This is a genomic window from Desulfogranum aggregans, from assembly GCF_055398265.1.
Map to the genome: position 1 here is coordinate 1,389,156 of NZ_AP042447.1, position 20,822 is coordinate 1,409,977.

Genomic DNA, 20,822 nt, shown 5'->3' on the forward strand with positions numbered 1-20,822 from the left:
TTCGCACAGCTTCCCTGCCTGTTTTTGGCTAGTAACCCGGTCGATCCGATAACGTATCATTGGAACAACCGATTCTCATCGACAGGGAATACCAACTGACAGCCGCTTTGAACACCTATTTCATACTTTCATGGAGGCAATTATGAGCAGTTCATGCAACGGATCTTGCGGTACGGAACAGGGCGGCAGCTGTAACTCGGCAGATGCCCACCTCGCCCAGCAGGATATGGCCATCAACAAATCTCTGGGCAGGATAAAAAACAAAATCCTGGTTATGAGCGGTAAAGGCGGTGTCGGTAAATCAACGGTTGCCGTAAACCTGGCACTCGGTCTTGCCAAGAAAGGGCATAAGGTTGGATTAATGGATGTAGACCTGCATGGTCCCGACATCTGCAGGATGCTCAACCTTACCGGTTCACTTGAGCCCCCCGAAGACCCCAACGGTCTCATTCCACCGCTCACCTACGACGAGCACCTCAAGGTGGTCTCGCTGGAGTACATGATGAAGGACCGCGATGAAGCCATTATCTGGCGCGGCCCGCTGAAAATTCAGGCCATCCGGCAGTTTGTTGCCGATATGGACTGGGGGGAGCTGGACTACCTGGTTGTTGACGCTCCTCCGGGCACCGGCGACGAGCCCCTGTCCATCGCGCAGACCATCCCCAACGTGCAGGCGGTTGTAGTGACCACTCCGCAGGCGGTTGCCCTGGCCGATGTCCGCAAATCAATCAACTTCTGCAAGACCGTTGAAATGCCGATCGTCGGCGTGGTGGAAAACATGTCCGGCTTCATCTGTCCTCATTGCGAAGAAACCGTCGACATTTTCAGTAGCGGCGGCGGCGAACAGACTGCACGCGACTTTGACCTCCCCTTCCTGGGCAAGGTTCCCATGGATCCACGGGTTGTGGTCGCCGGCGACAGTGGCAGCCCTTATCTGTCCTCAGATGAATCCACTCCAGCCACAGAGGCGTTTGGAAAGATAGTGGAGTCTGTTGAAAAACGGCTTCCTGCCACTGGCGGCGTTTCTCTGAACACTATCGAGACAGGCAGTGGCTGCGCCTGCGGGCCCGGCGGCTGCAGTTAATCTTTTTCCAGTTTCGCAGCCCGGTCTTCCGGGCTGCGGCATCAACCTGTACGGGAGCTATTGCACATGCTTGTTCAACAACTAACGGTCGGCATGATGGGCGTTTGTGCCTATGTCGTTTCCTGTGAGTCTACCAAAACCGCAGCGGTCATTGATCCCGGCGGAGATGAGGACCGAATCCTAGATTACTGCCGTGATAATGGGCTGCAGGTAAAATACATTATCAATACCCATGGTCACCCCGATCATGTGTGCGGCAACGGCCCTATCAAGGAGGCGACCGGTGCCAAGATTATCATGCACACAGCCGATGTTGAATACTTCAGCGACCCGGACCTCAAACGCTATTTTTCCGCACTTGGTCTGCCCGAGTCGCCGCCAGCGGATATCCTCGTCAATGATGGCGACACCATCACCATCGGCGAGGAAGAGCTGACCGTTATCCACACCCCGGGACACTCCCCGGGCGGCATCTGCCTGTACAATGCTCCGCACCTGTTCACCGGTGACACCCTTTTTGTCGGCGGTGTGGGAAGGACCGATTTTCCGCGCTGTTCCATGGCGGAGCTGAGCAACTCCATTAAAAATCGGTTGCTGACCCTGCCTCCGGAAACCATCGTCTGGCCCGGCCACGGGTATGGCGGCTCCCAGTCGACCATTGGCGCGGAAGCACGCTCCAATCCTTATTTCTAGCACCGCCAACCCGGAGCGGCTGCTTAGACAGCGGCAAAAACGCCCCCTCTCCGGGGCGTTTTTACCATCATTCCTTCGCCTCAACGCACTCTACAACCACCCCAGCACAACGTTATGCGTGAAATCGTACTCGGCACCGCCGGCCATGTAGACCACGGCAAAACCAGCCTGATCAAGGCGCTTACCGGAACAGATACCGATCGGCTGAAAGAAGAAAAACAGCGGGGAATCACCATCGAACTGGGTTTTGCCCACCTTGACCTGCCGTGCGGTCACCGTCTCGGTATTGTGGATGTACCCGGGCACGAAAAATTTATTCGCAATATGGTCGCTGGTGCCGCAGGCATGGACATGGTAGCGTTTATCATTGCCGCAGACGAAGGTATCATGCCGCAGACCAGGGAGCATTTTGATATCTGCCGCCTGCTCGGCCTACGCAACGGTATCATCATCCTGACCAAAAAGGACATGGTGGAACCCGACTGGCTGGAAATGGTCGAAGAGGAGGTTCGAGAATTCTTTACCGGCAGCTTTCTGGAGGAAGCGCCAATTCTCCCGGTTTCATCGGTTACCGGAGAAGGAATCGACAAGGTGGTGGCGCTGCTTGACGAGCGGGTACGGTCGCTGCAGTTTCAGGAGGAATTCGGCCCTTTCAGGCTGGCGGTTGACCGGGTCTTCAGCATGAAAGGCTTTGGTACGGTGATCACCGGGACTTCACTCTCGGGCAGGATTGCGCTTGGCGACGATATCATGTTTTATCCCGGTGGACTGACAGCCAAGATCAGAGGAATTCAGGTCCATGGCCAGGAGGTGGAACTGGTTGAAGCAGGCCATCGAACGGCAATCAATCTGCAGGGGATCGAGAAGGAGCAGATACGCAGAGGCGATGTGGCGGCAACCCCGGGAGCCCTGATCGACACCACGCTTCTGGATGCACGGCTGCACTATCTCGCCACCAGCGGCCGGGACCTGAAGAATCGAAGCCAGGTGCGGGTTCATGTGGGTACCCGGGAAATCATCGGTCGGGTGCTGCTGCTGGAAGAGGAAAAACTTACCCCCGGGTCCGATGCCGGCGTGCAGTTGATTCTCCAGGAACCAGTGGCCGCCTGGCCCGGCGACACCTACGTCATTCGCAGTTATTCGCCGATCACCACTATTGGCGGCGGCACCATTTTAAATACCGCTCCGCGCAAGCGCAAACGAAGCAGTGAGCAGCACCGGGAACACAACCGCCAGGCATTCGCCATCATGGAGGGAAGCGACGACACGGAAAAGATGCTGCTTTTTCTTGAAGAGAGCGGTAGAGACGGCATCACTGCCGACCAGTTGGCGGTCCGCCTGGGCATTTTCGGCAATAAACTCAAAAAGATTACCCAGCAACCGATCAGCGCCGGACGGGTCATGGTGGTGGATTCTGAGAGCCAGCGACTGGTTGCCGCCGATATTGTTGCCCGTCTCAGGGAGCAGATTGTCGATTACCTGACCCGCTACCATCAGGAAAACCCGCTCAAGTCCGGACTGGCCAAAGAAGAACTCCGTTCCCGGCTCAAGCCGCCGGTGGATGCCAAGCTCCTCCACTATACGCTTTCCTCGATGACGCGAAAAGGAGAACTGGAACAGAGCGGCGCAGAAATCAAGCTGGCAGGACACACCGTTACCCTGCAGGTCGACGAACAGGAGATGCAGGAAAAAATCGGATCGCTCTATCGCACCGCCGGACTGAAGCCGCCGATTCTCAAGGAAGTGCTGGCCTCCTTTGATATGTTCCCCGCCCAGCAGATCATGCAGGTCATCGAACTGCTGCGGGAACAGGGGCAGTTGATCAAGATCAACGAATCCCTCTTTTTCGATGCCCAGGCAGTCAGTACCCTCAGCCGCGAGGTTACCGCCTTCATCCAGCAGGAGGGAGAAATTGATGCCCCCCGGTTCAAGCAGCTGACCGGACTGACCAGAAAATTCTCCATTCCCCTACTCGAGTATTTTGACAAGATCAAGCTGACCATCAGGGTGGGCGACAAACGGGTGCTGCGCAAGTCCTGACCCGTGAGCATGGGCACCAAGCGCGTCCGTTTGTTTATATGCAACCCGACGAGCTCCATCCCTGCCCGAGCCGTGCTTCCACGTACAGGGCCAGTGCCATAATCGCCCGGTCTATACTGCGGAAAACCGGAAAGCCGAGGGCCTCCAGGTCTGCAACAAAGGGGTCATACACCGCACCGCCGTCAACAACCAGCACCAGCGGTTTGCTCAGGCTATCCCTGAGGCTGGACATGTGATGATATATGCCCTGGCGGTAGGCTTCGCTGCCATCAGCCAATGAATGCATGGCCGGAGTAATCGGAACCAGGCCGGCCACCACGGCGTCCACTTCACTCTCCTCTGCCAGAATACGAATAACTTCGGCAAAAACCCGGTCATCGGCGCCAGGATTGATATCCAGCGGATTATCGATGGTTACCAGTGTATCCAGCCGATGCTCCGCCATGAGGCCGGCAAGTGCTTTCTCCGTTTTCCCGGTAAACGTCGCCAATTCCATGGCATAGTCATCGGTGTGGATATAATCTGCCAGGCCCACCGCCTCAAAACCGGCACTGGAAAAACCGGCGATCCGCTTGCCGGGTATCGGAATACCGTGCAGCATGGACGCCAGCTTGAGCAGATCGGCGAACTGGTCAAGCGTCTGGGCAACAATGGCCCCTGCCTGGCGCAGGCAGGCCTCGCACACAACGTAATCGCCAGCCAGTGAAGCGGTGTGCCCAGAGGTTGCCTTCTGCCCCTCGGGCGTTCTTCCTGCCTTGTAAAAGACCACGTTCTTGCCCGCCTGCACGGCATCACGTACCGCCCCGGCAAAGACATCGCCGTCTAGGTCATTGAACCCTTCGGCATAGACCCCGATCACATCCACCTGGTCCTGGCAGCTGAAGTACTGCATGAAGTCGCCAAGGCTCAGGTCGGTCTGGTTGCCGATGGAGACCAGGTATAGGGGATCAAGGTCGGGAAACCTGCTCATCCGGGTCCCCATGAAGGCGCCGCTTTGACTGATGAAGGCAATTCGCTGTTGCCCGCCAGTCTGCTGTTTGGCCAGTTTCTCTTCCGGCAGAAACCAGGTATCGTAGGTGCCGGGATGAGAGATCACCCCCATGGAGTTGGCGCCAAGGATGATCGGTCCCTGCCACGGGAGGTGACGCGAATGTTGCAGCGCTGACCGCACCTGTTCCGCCCGCTCCCGACTCTCCTCTGTTTCGCCGATGCCGCCGGGAATAAGGAGAACGCTTTCCGCACTATGCCCGGCAATAACCGCATCAATGACCGCTGGAACCTGCTGCGAACCGATCGCCACCACCAGCAGATCCACAGGTCCTGGGAGTTCATCCAGCCCACCGATGCAGCGCACCCCGTCGATGGCCGCACTCTCCGCCTGAATGACCGAAAGTCGCTCGGCAGGAAAACCAGCTCGAACAATATTGCGGAGGATGACGCGACCGAAGTTTATTCTGGATGCGGATACCCCCAGAATCGCAATGGATGCGGGATGAAGCAGGTTATTGATTTTTTCTATGGGGCGTCGGGGCGCTACCGCCTGTGGAGCGGAGAAATTAAGGAGGCCGTCCAGAGGCACCATATGAAAATCGGTAAAGGCAAAGGGGTTGACCTCAAATTCATTGATATACCAAGCTGCCTCGGGGTTTGCCGAGGAAAAATGATTTCCCACTTCGATCATGGCGGAAAAACACTCGACCAACTGCTCATCGGTCACAATGCGCTTCTGTCCCCGTGTGAGTCCTATGAGCTTGCGATAGGAGACCGTCTGACTGAACAGCTGAAAAAAGGCAAGCCCGCTGATCGCATTGGTTGGGGCAGTCACTATTGCCTTGTTCTTACGAAAGAACGTTGCATACAGCTCCGTATCGGTGCCGCCGAGGCCGGCACTGAGCACCATCCCGAATTCCCTGGTATGGCGGAGACCGACAATCAATTCATTGCCAAATGCCTCGGAATCAGGCGGCATGTACTGGATGAGCAACACCCCCCTGACATCGGCAATGACCGCCTCCAGCAGGTCTTCACCGCTGAGGCCGGCATAGGACTCGGGTACCACCGCCTCCCCGCTTTCAATAAGCCGCTTATACTGCTCGGGGACTTCATACTGCATCCGGCGCCAGGTGGAACGGATGGTATCAGGGTCGTTGCTGACCACCCGCACTCCCCCAACCTCTGTCTTGTGGACGATGGTCGGAGAAACGATTTTCATTACTACCCGTTCTCCGTCAAATCCAGCCAACTGCTGCTGCTCAGGCTTTCGCCCTGCGGGCAGCAGCGTGCAGCGAGGGACGGTTTCGGAGCCTAAGGCAGCCAGAAAAGCGTAGGCCTCGTGCTCAAACAGGGCGCTCCTTCCTTCCGCTGCTGCAGCAGCAAGTATCTGTTCGAGCTGGTCCCGGTCCACACTGGTCTGGATGTGGAGTAAACGACATTGTTTCTTCATACAACACCCATCCTCAGAGGAGGGAAAAGGAGATGGCGGGTAAAAAGAGGTAGGCTGGCAATTGCTCCACGCCTGTACAGGTGCCAGTCCGGATTGCTCATGAGCAATTTCACTTCAAATTCACTTGATTGATATTATTACTTAAAGGGAAATCCAGGCTACTCCCAGCCATCAATCCCCCTACCCGAGCAGATAGACGCCGCTGCCAGCCGGCCCTGCATATAGAGCGAAAGCGTTTTGACCGCCCGATCACATACGGTAAAGACCGGAATATGCGCATCAATCAATGACTGACGGAGCGGCTGGTACAGTTCACCACCGTCCACCACGGCCACCACCGGCTTTTCAGCCTGCGCACAGAGTGCTATCAACCGGTTTTTGATGCTGTCAGCGGCATTCATATCGTATTTGGCGTTCTTCGGGTCCTGGAGGGTGCGCATGGCCGGCGACAGCGGGTCAAGGCTGATCACCAGGGCATCGACGTCAGGATCCCTGAGCAGCACCTCCGCGACCCCGGCATGCACCTCGTCATCTGCCGCGGGGTTGATGTCCAGGGGATTGGCCACGTTCACCAGACCACTCAGCCGTTTAGCCGCCAGCAACGCGCCTAGGGACTGCACCGTTGATTCGGCAAAGGTTGCCAACTGCATGCGAAACGCTTCCGACACCAGGGAATCGGCCATGCCTACCGCCTCAAAACCGGCACCGCTTACTGCTGCCAGCCGATTTCCCTGAATGGGGCGGCCGTGGAGCCGTTCGGCAAGAAAAAAAAGATCCTGAAATTCGGCAAAGGAACGCGCAATAATAGCTCCGGCCTGGCTTACACAGCTCTCACACACCATATAGTCACCGGCAAGCGAGGCGGTATGGCTGCTGGTTGCCGCTTTCCCTTCCGGGGTGCGCCCGGCCTTGTAGAAAACAACCACTTTGCCGGCAAGTACAGCAGCCCGTACCGCCCTGCAGAAAGCCAGCCCATCCATGTCATTGAACCCTTCTGCATACACGGCAATCACATCCACTGAATCGACATCCTGAAAATATTCCATCATGTCGCCCAGGGTGAGGTCGGTCTGGTTGCCCATGGAGATCATGTAGGCCGGTTGCAGTTCTGGGCACTGGTGGCTGCGATGCAGCATGAACGCACCACTTTGGCTGATCAGCGCAGCACGCTGAGTGGTGGTGGCTGTATGCAGGGGCAGCTTTTCCCGAGGGATGAACCAGGTGTCATAGCGCCCGGGCCTGGAAATCACTCCCATACAGTTGGCGCCGAGAAACACCGGCCCCCCGGCGACACCACTGTGGGCCTCGTCAATCAGCCTGATCACGTCTTCGGCCCGTTGTCTGCTTTCCACGGTTTCCCCCAGACCGCCTGCAATAAGCATAACGCTTGCTGCGCAGGAACGCGCAATGACCTCGGCAATGATGGCAGGGAGGTGCTCGGCGGCTACCGCCACGATCAGCAGGTCGACCGGCTCCCCCAGTGCTTGCAGGGCAGGAATACAGGCAACGTTTTCAATCGCTTTTTCCGTCGGGTGAATGACAGAGAGCTGTTCGCTGGGATACCCCTCGGCGAGTATGTTTTCCAGGATGATACGTCCAAAGTTTTTGCGGCTGGCGCTCACTCCCATGATGGCTATGGAACGTGGATGAAGCAGCTTATGGATGTTGTTGACCGGCCGTTGCTGCCTGAGTATGGGTTGACGCCCGAACCGGCACATACCATCCAGGGGGACCATCAGGTAATCGGTAAAGGCAAAGGGGTTGACCTCCAACTCCTCCAAGGTAAAGGATACATCCCGATTATCCGGTGCATAGTAATTGCCCAGGGCAATAAACGACGAAAAACACTCGATCAACTGTTCATCGGTCACCACCCGCCGTTGTCCCCGGGTCAGGCCTGCCAATTTTTTATAGGCAATGGTGGAGCGAAACAGTTCAAAAAAACTCTGTCCGTCCGTCAGTCTGGTGGAAGAAGCGATAATAGCCTCTCCTTTACGGAACCGCTGGGCATAGAGCTCGGTATCGGTACCGCCCAGCCCGGCACTGATCACCATCCCAAATTCACGGGTGCGTCGAAGCCCGACGATCAATTCGTTGCCAAAGGCAGTGGAATCCGGCGGCATGAACTGCACCAGCAATACTCCGGTGAGATCGTTGCGTATCGCCGCTTCCAGAGCTTCGCCCCGTAAGTGACTGTACGCCTCCGGTACACCCGCCTCTTGTCGTTCCAGCCGCAGGCTGTAGTGCTCAGGTACTTCATACAGCATACGCCGCATTCCGGAACGGATCGCATCAGCCCGATTGGCAACAATTCGCACCCCGCCGACTTCGGTTTTATGCACAATGGTCGGGGAGACAATCTTCAGGACAACGCGGTCGCCGGGCAACTCGGTCAACGCGCTGTCGGAAAATCGAGTACCGCGAGGAATAAACATGGTCCTCGGCGGCGTTTCCGCACCGGAGAGGGCCAGCAGGGAATAGACCTCATATTCGTAGAGAAAATCGCGACCGTCATCGGCAGCAGCCTCCAACATGCCGGTTATGGACGAAAAATCAATGGACAGGCTCATTTCTCACTCCGGTTGAGCGGATGGTGTGCGCCAAAACAGTCACTGAATGCTTAGCGACCGCCTGTTTCCGGACAGCAACTGATCGCCTCTGCTGCCACCTGAATATGACTCTTTTCCGCCTGGGCAATTTCAAGAAACACTTTTTCCAACTCCGTTCCACCATAGGTTTGGGCAAGATGCCGGTACATGTCATAGGCGGTGCATTCAATGTATACGGCCATTTCCATGGCTGCCAGGCAGGGATTGTCGGTATTCTCCGTCAATACATCAAACAACTGGTCTACCGGCAGGTTCCCTTCAACAATATCTCCGGTTAGCCCCTGGTAGACAGTTGTAAAGGAGGCCACCCCCTCATCACGTGCTGCCCAATGCCGATGAAGCAGCCGTGCATGGGCCTCCTCGGCCCGGGCCAGCATTCGCAACGGACGCTGCAATCGCTCGTCCTTGAGACGTTCGAGAAGCGACTGATAAAAGCGCTCTGCACCCCGCTCCAGTTCCATTGCCCGGGTAAAGAGCTCGTGGACGGTGCCGGCGCCGAGAAAAGATTTGAGATCAGGCATACCGCTCAATACCATCCCGTCCCATGCGAGCATGCCGCCATCCATATTATACAGTGCAGGCTGCTCAGCGGTTCGGTTTGCTCCAATAAGGGTTGCAGCCGCGCGTGACCTCTTCCCTGAGCGACAATACATCACCAGCTTTTTGTCACTGGGCAACTCACCCGCGCGTGCAGCCAGCTCCCCCAAAGGAAAGAGCGCCGCTCCGGGAATGTGTCCCTGCAGGTATTCATGGGGTTGCCGTACATCCACCACCAGGTATTCCTGCTCGTGGTGCGAACGGATAATATCTCGTACCCGATCGACCGATATGTTTTCATACACCGCTTCCATGCTCGCTCCCCCAGCGCCAAATTGACACCCTCTTTGATTATTTCGCAGATGCTCCACCGGCCAAGCAACGCAGCGTGCTCGACATGACTGCCGAAGCATGTCCTCGACATGGCGGTGGGGCTGCAAATACCCTCGTTTTATCTCGTGGAAAACTGTACACTAACAAAACGATGCAACAATACCACAATAAATGGTTCGATTCATGCCTATGGTAAACACCATAAGTATCCACCCTGCCAAGGAGACGGTTGTATGAGCATACGAAAAATTACCTCCCTGACCCTGCTGCTGTCGTTCATCCTGTTGACCATCACCAGCATCATCCTGTATGTGGTACCCGAAGGGCGGGTCGCCTACTGGTCCGACTGGAAGATGATGGGGCTTACAAAAAGCCAATGGGGCAACGTGCATATCAATCTTGGTTTTCTTTTCCTGGCAGCAGGGCTGTTGCACCTGGTGTACAATTGGAAGCCCATGATCGCCTATATGAAGAACCGGGCCAGGCAACTCAAGGTATTCACACCCAATTTCAACATTGCCCTGGCCATAACTGTGGCCTTCACTGTTGGCACCCTGCTCTCTCTCCCCCCGTTCAGCTCTATTCTTCACTTCGGTGAATCATTTAAAGATGCGGCAGCGGAAAAATATGGGGAACCACCCTATGGCCATGCAGAACTCTCATCGCTGAAAATGTTTGCCAAGCGGACCGGCATGGATCTGGAACAGATGAAAACCCAGCTGCTCAAGGCAAACATCTCCTTCTCCGGTGAAGAGCAAACCTTATTGGAAATTGCCCAGGCCAACAGCACCACCCCTAAGGCTGTATACGACCACATGAAACAGCCCGAACCACAGCTGGAACCAGGTGAAACACTCCCCTTCCCTGCAGAACCTTTTCCAGGACTCGGCCGCAAGGTCCTCAGTGAATTGTGCAGGGAGTATGGTCTTGACCAGCAGGTAATCCTTGCCGCCCTTGCTGCCAAGGGGGTACAGGCTGACCCGCAGCAATCCCTCAAACAGATCGCCGCTGCCAACGATTCCGATCCCCATGCGCTGTTTGAAATTATTCACGATGCTGCAGTCACCAATTGAAACAATCGCCCAGAAACAACATGAGTGCGTTCAGGCTCAGGCAGCAGCACCATGAACAATCAGTTTATGGGTATCGGGTTATACCGTGAAAAAATTGAGGAGCGGACAGAAGGCAGCCGGGCAATCAAGTTCATTGCTTTTTGCCAGCCACGTTGACCGCGCTTCCCCTCCAGGCAACGCGGCCGCGAGGGTAGAAAAAGATCAGGTGATCGCGACGCAGCACCACACGCAACCCTCGGCTGAGATGGAGTTCCATACCGGTCCGCCCTTCTTTGACAGCCCTGACTACAGCGAGAATATGCTCATAGCGGGCGGGAGAACCCATTGACCAGAGCAGGGACTCGAACAGCCGACGTTGCAACGCCGGGTGATACCGGTGAAGTGCATGACGATCCAAGACGATCTCAGGAGTGTCCTGGCTGTGTGGCGAATGCTGGTCTGCTATCACCACCCTCTTTTTCATGGCTGCAACCATGGTTGCCAGCAGTTCTTCATCCTGCTCAAGATTGGCTGCTGTCTTGAGAATAGCCTTGCGAATGCCTGGATCATATTCGTGCTCCAGCAGGGGCAGCAGTTTATGGCGGATGCGGTTTCTCAACAGTGAACAATCCTCGTTACTCGAATCTACGCAATAGGCTATTCGGCGCGCAGCGAGGTATTCGAGCAGGGTCTGTTTGCTCAGGTTGAGCAGCGGACGAATCACCCTCTCCCCCTTTGCAGACATCCCGGCCAGGGCTTTTCGACTGCTGCCCCGCAGCAATCGATGCAGCACTTCCTCCACCTGGTCGTCAGCAGTATGGCCGACCGCGATGTATTCGGCCTGAACGCGTTCCCTGATCTTCTCAAGCGCACCATAGCGGAGGTCCCTGGCCGCGTGCTCCAGGGATTTTTTCATTTTCCGCCTCTCGGTCTCCACATCAACTGTCACCACCTCCCAGTCAAGGCCCAAGTCCCGGGCCATGCGCTGTACCAGTCGCCGCTCATCGGGTGCTTCAGTCGGCCGAAGGCCGTGGTCTACATAGACGGGCAGCAAACGAACAGCGTGCTGCTCGACAGCTGCATGGAGGAGATAGAGCAACGCAGTGGAATCAGGTCCGCCGGAACAGGCGACAATTATGGTTCCCTGTGGCCGCAGCCCGGGAAGAGCGCGGATCCATTGCCGCACGGTACGTTCAAGCGGATGCATGGGAACAGGGAAAAAGGAGCAAAGGAGAGAACCTCCCCGCACCCTCTGACCGACGCAACACTGGCCGACGTGAGGTGAACGGGGAGCGGTGTGGAATCAGGAACCGGGTGGGCGCTGCTTTCGAGGGGCAAGACCGAAAAAAGAAATTGCCCAGAAAATGGCAACCAGCAGCACCAGCCCGCCGACCAGGCCGTCAAGGGTACGCTCAAGCGGTGAGGCCACCCCTGCTGCCACCCGCAGATTCACTATCAACCACAGGAGCAGGATGATGACGGTACCGACCAGACGGCCGTAACGCATCGTAGTATTTTTCTTCTCTGTCATCATGTATTTCCTCCCTGCAATACTCTTCTCCATCTCCAGTGCTGCCCTCCAGTCGGTTCACTGGTGCGGACAGCGCTGGAGGGGTCGAGGGATCAGTCCGAACCTTTGAATTCAGCCACCAACGCCTGGATGGAGGCCTTGGCATCGCCGAAATACATCCGGGCATTATCGGCAAAGAACAGGGCGTTCTGAATACCGGCAAAACCGGGATTCATAGACCGCTTGAGCACGATAACTGTCTTGGCTCTATGGGTTTCTACGATGGGCATCCCGTAAATGGGGCTGTTTTCGTCATCAAGGGCAGCTGGGTTGACCACGTCATTGGCCCCGATAACCACGCACACGTCGACAGAATCCATTCGGGGATTGATGTCATCCATTTCAATCAACTGGTCATAGGGAACATTGGCCTCTGCCAGCAGGACGTTCATGTGCCCCGGCATGCGGCCGGCAACCGGATGAATCGCGTACATGACCTCGGTGCCGTTGTTCTCAAGCAGGTCGCCGAGTTCACGCACCACGTGCTGTGCCTGGGCAACGGCCAGTCCATAGCCGGGAACAAAGGCAACGGTATCAGCCGCCTCAAGAATGTAATAGACATCCTCAGCCGACGCTGGCTTGATTTCGCCCTGGGGACCGCCATCGCCTGCGGCTGCGGCAGTCGTGGTGCCAAAGCCGGAAAAAAGCACGTTGGCCAGGGAACGGTTCATGGCCTTGCACATAATCTTGGTAAGGATTATACCGCTCGCACCAACCAGTGCCCCGGCAACAATCAGGATATTATTGGAGATGACAAATCCAGCGGCACAGGCAGCCAGTCCGGAATAACTGTTGAGCAGGGAAATGACCACCGGCATATCAGCCCCACCGATAGGAATGGTGGAGGTGACACCAAAGCCGAGGGCAATAAGCACGATCAGCAGAAAGACGAGATAGCCGACCCAACTTCCGGGAACGGCGCAGAACAGGGCTGCCGAGGCTACTGCTCCCGCCAGGATGGCGCCATTGATGATGTGCTGCCCTTTGAATACCACCGCCTGCTGGTTAACCCTGCCGCTTAACTTGCCGAAGGCAACCATGGACCCGGTAAAGGTCACCCCGCCGATAAAAGCGGAAAGAAAGGCGACAGCAGCCAGGAAGGGGCTCATCTCCGGATGCTGGTGATACTCGCCCCAGGCAAGCAGCAGACTGGAGATACCGCCAAAACCGTTAAACAGGGCAACCATTTCCGGCATGGAGGTCATTTCCACCTTGTAAGCGGCGAAAAGGCCTATGGAAGCACCAATGACCATGCCAACGATAATCCATTTATAGTCCAGGCCAGCAGCGAGCAGGGTAACCACGATTGCCAGCAGCATACCCAGTGCGGACAGCAGGTTCCCTTTTCGTGCGGTCGCAGGCGAGCTGAGCATTTTCAGGCCGAAGATGAACAACGCTGCCGAGGCGACATACGCAAAATTTATACCGAGGGGTCCGACGTTCATTTGGCATCTCCCTGATCTTTCTTCTTGAACATTTCCAGCATCCTGTTGGTCACGGCATACCCACCAAAAACATTGATAGTGGCAAAAATTACCGCCAAGGTGCCTAAAAAGGTGGCAAATCCGAGACTATCGGTTCTCAGCGAGGCCAGGGCCCCGATAAGGGTGATCCCCGAGATGGCGTTGGAGCCCGACATCAACGGAGTGTGCAGGGTTGAAGGAACCTTTGAAATCAGTTCAAAGCCCAGAAAAATGGCCAGGACAAACACGAATGTTAAATATACGGCTTCCATCTCCTTCCTCACTTATTCATTATCGACTTGTACATCTCACTGAATAACGCCCCGTTATGGGTAATGAGCGCGCCCTTGATAATGTCATCTTCCAGGTTCAGCGCAAAGGTGTTGTTTTCCTTGTCCCAAAAATGGGTGATGAAATTGGTCAAGTTTGCGGAATACATCTGACTGGCGGTTAGTGCTACCCGCCCGGGGAGATTACCGAGCCCGATTACCTTTACCCCGGCAATTTCAACAATTTCATCCTCCTGGGACCCTTCCACGTTACCACCGGTTTCCACGGCCATGTCCACAATGACCGATCCTGGCTGCATCTGTTCAATGATGGCCTGATCAACGATACGGGGTGCGGGCCGCCCGAAAAGCTGGGCAGTGGTTATGACTATGTCGGCCTGGGCGCATGCCTTGGCCATCCCCTGCTTCTGCAGTTCCATCTGTTCAGGAGTCAGCTGCACTGCATACCCGTCCTTGGTCTGGCCGGTTTCTCCAAGATCCACCTTGACGAACTTGGCACCAAGGGATTTTACCTGTTCTTCAACCACTGGCCGGGTATCAAAGGCTTCCACCCGGGCCCCGAGACGACGGGCGGTGGCAATGGCCTGTAAACCGGCCACCCCGACACCGATAATAAAGACCTTTGCCGGCTTGATCGTACCTGCCGGGGTGGTCATCATGGGCAAGATTTTATCCAGCTGCTCAGCACCAAGGAGCACAGCGACATAGCCGCCCAGGTTGGCCTGAGAACTGAGCACATCCATTTTTTGGGCAATGGTGCTGCGGGGGATCATTTCCAGGCTGATCCCGTTCACGCCGGCCTCCAACATCGCATTGACCAGCGGTTCTTCGTTAAACGGGTCCAGATAACTGACATGAATTGCGCCTTTTTTCATCATGCTGATTTCTTCAATCGGCGGTTTTCGCAGCCGCAGGATAATATCACTGCTTTGCAGCAGCGCAGCGCGATCCTGGCTGATGGAGGCACCGGCATCGGCATAGGCTGAATCTTCAATTCTGCAGCTTTGGCCAATCCCAGCTTCCACTGTAACCTCCGCCCCCATTTTTACCAGCTTGTCGATGGAGGCGGGAATCATGGGAACGCGGGTTTCGCCTTCATGCACTTCTCTCATTACCGCTATTTTCATATAGAAACCTCTCGCTTTTTCAGTGAAGATGGTCGTAATACAGGCTAGATAGTTACGAGGCTGTGCTTTTTCAATCCGTAGTTCGGGATCCCTCTTTCAGGCAATTCGACAAGGAAAAGAATCGATCTGCGCAACGCCGGCCGCGGCGCTGTTGCTTGAAAGAACAATAGTAACTGCTCACGGCCACCTCATCTTTGGTCAAGCATCATTCCACGCATAAACGGGCTATAGCGAGGAATGATGCTTGATCAAATCTGCAGCACCCGAGAACGGTTACGGTTCGGAGGGTCATGATACCGAGCAGTTACCACCCCGTGAGTAGTCAGGAAAAATATACACAAACCGTGGTGGACAAAGGGTGCAGGCTGCACCACGGGACAGTCGTAATCTTCTAAAATTGAATTGAAAATCTGTCAAATTAGCGGTTATCCAAGGCAGCTGTCAAGAGAAATCGACAGCATGCAGCTGGCACAGTGCGCCCTCGAAAATACTCGCCGCAGTCCCGACCCTGTGATCCCCGGCAGTCTGTCTGCATTGGCTGGTGCGGCTTCCGGTCCGAGGAAGACCAAGGACTTCTCGAGCCGTTCAACGCTCTCGCCGGGTAAAGGTTTGCAACAATTGCTCGTGAATATTGTCAAATCCCCCGTTGGACAAAACCGCAACCACATCACCGGCAACCGCCATATCGGCCAAATAATGGACGATACCATCTGTATCCGCAAAATAGGCTGCCTTGACCCCCTGTGCCAGCAAATCATCAACCAGGACGGCGGAAGAGAACTGCTGCTCCGAAGGAATGGAGGCAAGCGGCAGGTGCTCGCGTACCAGCACCAGGTCCGCTCCTCCAAAGGCGGTTGCATAGGCCTGCTGAAAAACCGCTCTTCTACTGGAATTGGTTCTGGGCTCAAAGACAACAATCAGTCGATTATTTGGCCATGCCAGGCGGAGGGCCCCTATAGTTTCTCGAACTGCGGTGGGGTGATGGGCAAAATCATCGACAACTGTTATGTCACCGGCAATTCCCCGTACCTGCTGGCGACGTTTTACACCTTCAAAGGCAGCAATGCCCTGCTGCATAGCGGCAACAGAAAAACCCAGGTGATGCAGGAGCGCAATAACCGCCGTAGCATTGAGCGCATTATGCCTGCCAGGCATGGGCAGGGTAAACCGCCCGATGGGTCGACGATCAACCAAAACCGTAAACGACGTGGACAGGCCAACAACGGTAATCTCCTGCACCTGCCAGCGGCAATCTGCTCCCTCCCCATAGGAGAGTACCGGGCAAAGGGCATGCTCCACCAATGCAGCGACCTCGGGATCATCCGTATGGGCTACCAGTACGCCATGGGTGGGAATTCTTCGAATAAATTCGGCAAATGAGGATTTGATCGCATCCAGGTTGGCAAAAATATCGGCATGATCAAATTCAATCGAGGTGAGAATCGCGCACTCCGGCCGATAATGATGGAATTTGGAGACCTTGTTGAAAAAGGCGGTATCGTATTCATCGCCCTCGACCACAAAGAAAGGATCATTGCTGATATGGGAATTGCTGGCAAAGGCTTCCACCAGTCCGCCGATAAAAAATCCAGGGGTACTGCCGGCACGATGAAGGGTCGTTGCCAGCAGGGAGGCCGTGGTTGTCTTGCCGTGGGTCCCGGTGACGACCAACGGACGCCGATTGGCAAGAAAAAACTCGCCCAGAGCCTGGGGCATGGAAAGATAGGGGATGCCCTGCTCGCCAAGAGCGATGGCCTCCGGGTTGGTCGCCCTCACCACATTACCGACAATAACCAGGTCGGGTCGGTGCTCCAGGTTTTCAGCCCTATAGCCCTCCTTCACCGTTATCCTGCGTTCAGCAAGGAAGTCGGACATGGGGGGGTAAACATTCTCATCCGATCCGGTGACGTGGTAGCCCTGCTGTTGCAATAAGCCGGCCATGGCCGCCATACCAGTACCGCAGATACCAATAAGATGAATGGTTTTCGGCTGTTCCGGACACCGGTTGAGCGCAGGATCCATTTGGGCAGAGCGCGTCATTCTCCACGCACCGATCGCCTGACGGCCTTATAGACCTGATCAAAGGTCTCAGGGAAATTCCCTGGTGTTAATCTCCCTGCCTCGATAAATTTGACCACTATCTCCTTGGCACCTTTAAAAATCGCTTCATCGGTAACAGGCCGATGATACTGCTGCGGATTGTTTCCTTCACCTTTCACAGGCTCCTCCTTATTCCAGCGGGTTCCGATACGTTAACCGTTCAGAACCGGAATCTGTTTGTGTGTACTGCGGGGAGATCAACCCAAACAGAGTTGGCTAGGCTACCTTACCAGACCACCCTGCGGAACCTCCCGAAATGGCAAGCCACTGTTTTTGTCATCGCTTGAGAACATTCACTGATCCAACAAAAAAACCCCTGTTACCGGAAGAAGGCCAATTCTTTACCAGGTGTAACAGGGGTTTCCAATCTCACACGAAAAAAACCTATGGGGCACTCTTCGGGAGAATTGATCGCGCAAGCCGAAAGAACTTGCTCAGCAACAGCTAATTTTCGCTCAGCTGCTTGTAGTCGACAGCCTCAGCAAGGGTAATCAGGTCTTCCCGCTCCACCTTATTTCCCTTGACGGTAACCATAAAACGACCGGCTACCACCACGTAAATATCACCGCTGCGTTTATTGGCTTCATATTTAATGATCGCGCGTTGCCCCTTGAGCGTCTCCAGCTTCCCACCACCGGCACCGGCAAACATGGGGTTATTGATCATCATCAGCACGCTTTGCAGCACCGGAGAATCGGAAACGATCTCCAGACTGAGGGAAGCGTCGTCTTTGAAATAATCGCGACTTACCGTTACCCCGCCACCCAGTACTGCAGAACCGATGGTATGGGCACTTGCCTCACCAGCCTGCCAGCCGGAGGGGGGATCCGGCAGGAGCTGCTTCATTTTTTCACTCTTCTGCTGACGAACCAGCTGCGATGCATAGTCCAGGTTGGATGCCGCATCAGCGTACTCGCCGGCTTTATACTGCTTCACCGCCTCTTCAATGGTACTGAGAACGGAATCCTTTTCCTCTGCATGCAACGGCAGAGAGGCGGCCAGCACGAGTGTTCCCGCCGTAATCAGACAAATTACTTTTTTCATCGCCTTCACCCCAAGTATGACACTCGTCTAAACGATCCTCATTGTGATAACAGGCACTGCTGACGGTGTCAAGTGAAGACCCGTTACCCCTGAGCGCAGCCCATGCCATTACTTAATATTTATAATAAGTTATACCCTGTTGACCAGGAGTTCGAGTAGCTGTTCGAAAAAGAAGTATTTTCCCAGCAGGTAAAACACAACCGACATGATTGCTGCAGCCGGTACGGTAAAGAGCCAGGAACCGAAAATGGAACCAACGACTTTGCTGTTGACCCCGCCCAGCCCCCTGGCAAGTCCGATGCCGAGAATGGCCCCCACCAGCGTATGCGTGGTGGACACAGGCAATGAAAGACGGGTGCAGGCAAGCACGGTAGCGGTTGCGGCAATGTCAGCTGCCACACCTCGGGAGGGAGTGATCTCGGTTATTTTATAGCCAACGGTTTTCATAACCCTATAGCCATAGGTAGCAAGGCCCAGCACGATTCCAGCCCCCCCCAGGGCAAGTACCCACAGGGGGACCGGCACCTTCATATCGATGGTTCCGGTCTTGACTACATGAATAATGGCAGCCAGCGGCCCTACGGAATTGGCCACATCATTGGCCCCATGGGCAAACGCCACTGAACAGGAACTGATGATGACCAGGGGAACAAAGGAACGCTCCACTGCCTCCAACTGCTCTCCCAGAGGGTCGTTGCGGCGGGGATTGAGTTTTTTACGGGCAAACAGCCAGGCGACACAGGAGGCGGTTGCAGCGGCAACTATGGACAGCCAGATAGCATTATTACCCGTCAGCCAGGGCATGCTGCCGCTCACATGCTTGAGCCCCTTGTAGATGGTCGCCAGAATGACCACCATGGTGAGGAGAAAGACAATGATCGGCAGATGAACCACCGCAGCGCGTGCTGGCCGTTCTTTGCCGAGAATCGCCTTACTGATGTAGATAAACAGCAGATAGGACATGACCCCGCCTGCCACAGGAGAAATAAACCAGGAGGAGACAATCTGTCCCATTTTCGCCCAGTTGACCGCACTCCAGCCGGCGGCGACGATGCCAAAGCCAGCCACTGCGCCAACGATGGAGTGGGTAGTGGAGACAGGCATGCCGATGAGGGTGGACATATTCAACCAGAAGGCGGCCGACAGCAGTGCTCCGGACATACCAATAATCAGTATGACCGCCACCTCTTCAGGAGCAACTCCGGGAAGGCTCGCCAGGGTACTGGGATCGACAATCCCCTTGCGGACAGTGTTGGTGACATGTGCTCCGACGAGGACTGCCCCGGCAAACTCACAGATCCCGGCGGCTATGACGGCATTCCGTACCGACAAGGCCCCGGAACCGACGGCGTCAGCCATGGAGTTGGCGACGTCATTGGCCCCGATGTTCCAGGCCATATAGAGGCCCAGGAGAGCGGTCATTCCGACAACAATGTAATAGATGTCCATTGGATATTCCCACCAATGCGATACCCCGCCTGCCAATATCGGCCGGCGGTTATGGGTTTTTGATCATCACCTCGAGCAACTCGCCGGCCTTCTGCGCGTGGTCAGCTATATCCCCGAGCCTTTTCACCATTTTTTCATAAAAAAGTATGTTAAGGGTCGACTCTTCCCCTTCTAGAGCAAATATATCCCGTGATAGACGCCGGGACAATTTATCACACTTCCATTCTTCATCACTGAGTTCCTTGATATGCTCAAGAACGGCTCGTGCCTCAGCGCCGCCAAAGGCGGTACCTGCCAGATTCTTGAATTCCACTGAAGCGGTAAGAAAGGTTCCGCTTACCTGGAACACCTGATTGAGGAAATCAAGGAATTTCTCCTGAATGCTTGGATGAATCCGGGTATTGCGGAGGGTGAGGACCACGGTAAAATCCTCTGCCAGGTCCGCCAGCTGCTCCTGGCGGGAGAGAAAGGCAATGAGTTGGTTGCGATCCACCGGAAGAAAGGTCCTTTTGGAAAGAAAGGCCCTTACCTCGTTCTTGATTAAATCAGCCTCATGCTCAAGACGCGACATCTTGGAATGCAGCTGGTGAATGGTTTCGTAATCTTCATCAATTAGGGCCTCCATGAGCGGCCACAACATCTCCACGCATTCGTGCACTTTTTTACTGTGCTCGACGATTGGTCCGAACGGAGAGGTCCCGAACAGGTCACCAATGAGATTTTTCATGTGTTCCTCCGTAAAGTACCGGCTATCCGGATAAATGAGAGTTATCGTTCAAGGCCAGTGAGCGTCGATTTCGGGAAAGTGGAAAGGAGAAGATACGTGCATGCTGCCCCTCGTATGCGAGCCATTTCTTCCTGCTCACACCTGGCAGGCGGGCTCGAAGCTAGCCAAGACTCGAAAGAATGTCAATATATCTTCTCTTGTTGTTCCTGTCTTTCCTGTTTTCTCATGGTCACCTTAGGGAATGAACGATATACTTTTTTC

17 protein-coding genes are annotated in these 20,822 nt (G+C 55.2%); 4 read left to right on the forward strand and 13 right to left on the reverse strand.

The features are described from left to right. Window positions 1–142: 142 nt before the first annotated feature. From ACZ52Z_RS06410 to selB, 3 genes are all read left to right on the forward strand, one after another. A complete protein-coding gene (locus ACZ52Z_RS06410; protein ID WP_464269922.1) occupies window positions 143–1,084 on the forward strand; it encodes a P-loop NTPase in 942 nt (313 codons plus the stop codon). Between the two features lie 66 nt (window positions 1,085–1,150). Next, on the forward strand, window positions 1,151–1,777 hold the full coding sequence (locus ACZ52Z_RS06415; protein WP_464269923.1) for an MBL fold metallo-hydrolase: 627 nt from the start codon (window positions 1,151–1,153) through the stop codon (window positions 1,775–1,777). Window positions 1,778–1,891: 114 nt separating this feature from the next. Next, window positions 1,892–3,817 carry a selenocysteine-specific translation elongation factor gene (gene selB / locus ACZ52Z_RS06420; protein WP_464269924.1) on the forward strand — a complete coding sequence of 642 codons (1,926 nt, stop codon included), beginning with the start codon at window positions 1,892–1,894 and terminating at the stop codon, window positions 3,815–3,817. Window positions 3,818–3,851: 34 nt separating this feature from the next. Here the strand turns inward: selB and ACZ52Z_RS06425 are convergent, their stop codons facing one another. The 3 genes from ACZ52Z_RS06425 to ACZ52Z_RS06435 form a co-directional block, all read right to left on the reverse strand. Further along, on the reverse strand, window positions 3,852–6,260 hold the full coding sequence (locus ACZ52Z_RS06425; RefSeq protein ID WP_464269925.1) for an acetate--CoA ligase family protein: 2,409 nt from the start codon (window positions 6,258–6,260) through the stop codon (window positions 3,852–3,854). Between the two features lie 158 nt (window positions 6,261–6,418). Beyond that, the gene (locus tag ACZ52Z_RS06430; protein ID WP_464269926.1) at window positions 6,419–8,830 is read right to left on the reverse strand and encodes an acetate--CoA ligase family protein; all 2,412 of its coding nucleotides are present in this window, start codon (window positions 8,828–8,830) and stop codon (window positions 6,419–6,421) included. Window positions 8,831–8,880: 50 nt separating this feature from the next. After that, window positions 8,881–9,720, reverse strand: a complete 840-nt coding sequence (locus ACZ52Z_RS06435) for a rhodanese-like domain-containing protein (protein WP_464269927.1) — start codon at window positions 9,718–9,720, stop codon at window positions 8,881–8,883. A gap of 252 nt (window positions 9,721–9,972) precedes the next feature. Here ACZ52Z_RS06435 and ACZ52Z_RS06440 point away from each other — a divergent pair, with 252 nt between their 5' ends. Beyond that, a complete protein-coding gene (locus ACZ52Z_RS06440; protein WP_464269928.1) occupies window positions 9,973–10,812 on the forward strand; it encodes a DUF4405 domain-containing protein in 840 nt (279 codons plus the stop codon). A gap of 130 nt (window positions 10,813–10,942) precedes the next feature. On the opposite strand, the gene tilS is transcribed toward ACZ52Z_RS06440, so the two are convergent. The 10 genes from tilS to ACZ52Z_RS06490 form a co-directional block, all read right to left on the reverse strand. Further along, window positions 10,943–11,998, reverse strand: a complete 1,056-nt coding sequence (gene tilS / locus ACZ52Z_RS06445; protein WP_464269929.1) for a tRNA lysidine(34) synthetase TilS — start codon at window positions 11,996–11,998, stop codon at window positions 10,943–10,945. Between the two features lie 96 nt (window positions 11,999–12,094). Then, window positions 12,095–12,325: a hypothetical protein gene (locus ACZ52Z_RS06450; protein ID WP_464269930.1), complete on the reverse strand. Its 231-nt coding sequence runs from the start codon at window positions 12,323–12,325 to the stop codon at window positions 12,095–12,097. An 89-nt stretch (window positions 12,326–12,414) separates the two neighbouring features. Continuing rightward, a complete protein-coding gene (locus ACZ52Z_RS06455) occupies window positions 12,415–13,806 on the reverse strand; it encodes an NAD(P)(+) transhydrogenase (Re/Si-specific) subunit beta (RefSeq protein WP_464269931.1) in 1,392 nt (463 codons plus the stop codon). Further along, a complete protein-coding gene (locus ACZ52Z_RS06460; protein ID WP_464269932.1) occupies window positions 13,803–14,096 on the reverse strand; it encodes an NAD(P) transhydrogenase subunit alpha part 2 in 294 nt (97 codons plus the stop codon). The genes ACZ52Z_RS06455 and ACZ52Z_RS06460 overlap by 4 nt, the downstream gene beginning before the upstream one ends. 8 nt (window positions 14,097–14,104) lie before the next feature. Continuing rightward, on the reverse strand, window positions 14,105–15,241 hold the full coding sequence (locus tag ACZ52Z_RS06465; protein WP_464269933.1) for an NAD(P) transhydrogenase subunit alpha: 1,137 nt from the start codon (window positions 15,239–15,241) through the stop codon (window positions 14,105–14,107). Between the two features lie 585 nt (window positions 15,242–15,826). Further along, window positions 15,827–17,281, reverse strand: coding sequence for a UDP-N-acetylmuramate:L-alanyl-gamma-D-glutamyl-meso-diaminopimelate ligase (mpl, locus tag ACZ52Z_RS06470; RefSeq protein ID WP_464269934.1), 1,455 nt, complete (start codon window positions 17,279–17,281; stop codon window positions 15,827–15,829). Beyond that, the gene (locus ACZ52Z_RS06475) at window positions 17,278–17,460 is read right to left on the reverse strand and encodes a hypothetical protein (protein ID WP_464269935.1); all 183 of its coding nucleotides are present in this window, start codon (window positions 17,458–17,460) and stop codon (window positions 17,278–17,280) included. The genes mpl and ACZ52Z_RS06475 overlap by 4 nt, the downstream gene beginning before the upstream one ends. Before the next feature lie 325 nt (window positions 17,461–17,785). Further along, entirely contained in the window at window positions 17,786–18,385 is a 600-nt protein-coding gene (locus ACZ52Z_RS06480) for a hypothetical protein (RefSeq protein ID WP_464269936.1), read from the reverse strand. Between the two features lie 129 nt (window positions 18,386–18,514). Then, window positions 18,515–19,834, reverse strand: coding sequence for an inorganic phosphate transporter (locus tag ACZ52Z_RS06485; protein WP_464269937.1), 1,320 nt, complete (start codon window positions 19,832–19,834; stop codon window positions 18,515–18,517). A gap of 49 nt (window positions 19,835–19,883) precedes the next feature. Continuing rightward, on the reverse strand, window positions 19,884–20,561 hold the full coding sequence (locus ACZ52Z_RS06490) for a TIGR00153 family protein (RefSeq protein WP_464269938.1): 678 nt from the start codon (window positions 20,559–20,561) through the stop codon (window positions 19,884–19,886). Window positions 20,562–20,822 lie beyond the last annotated feature (261 nt).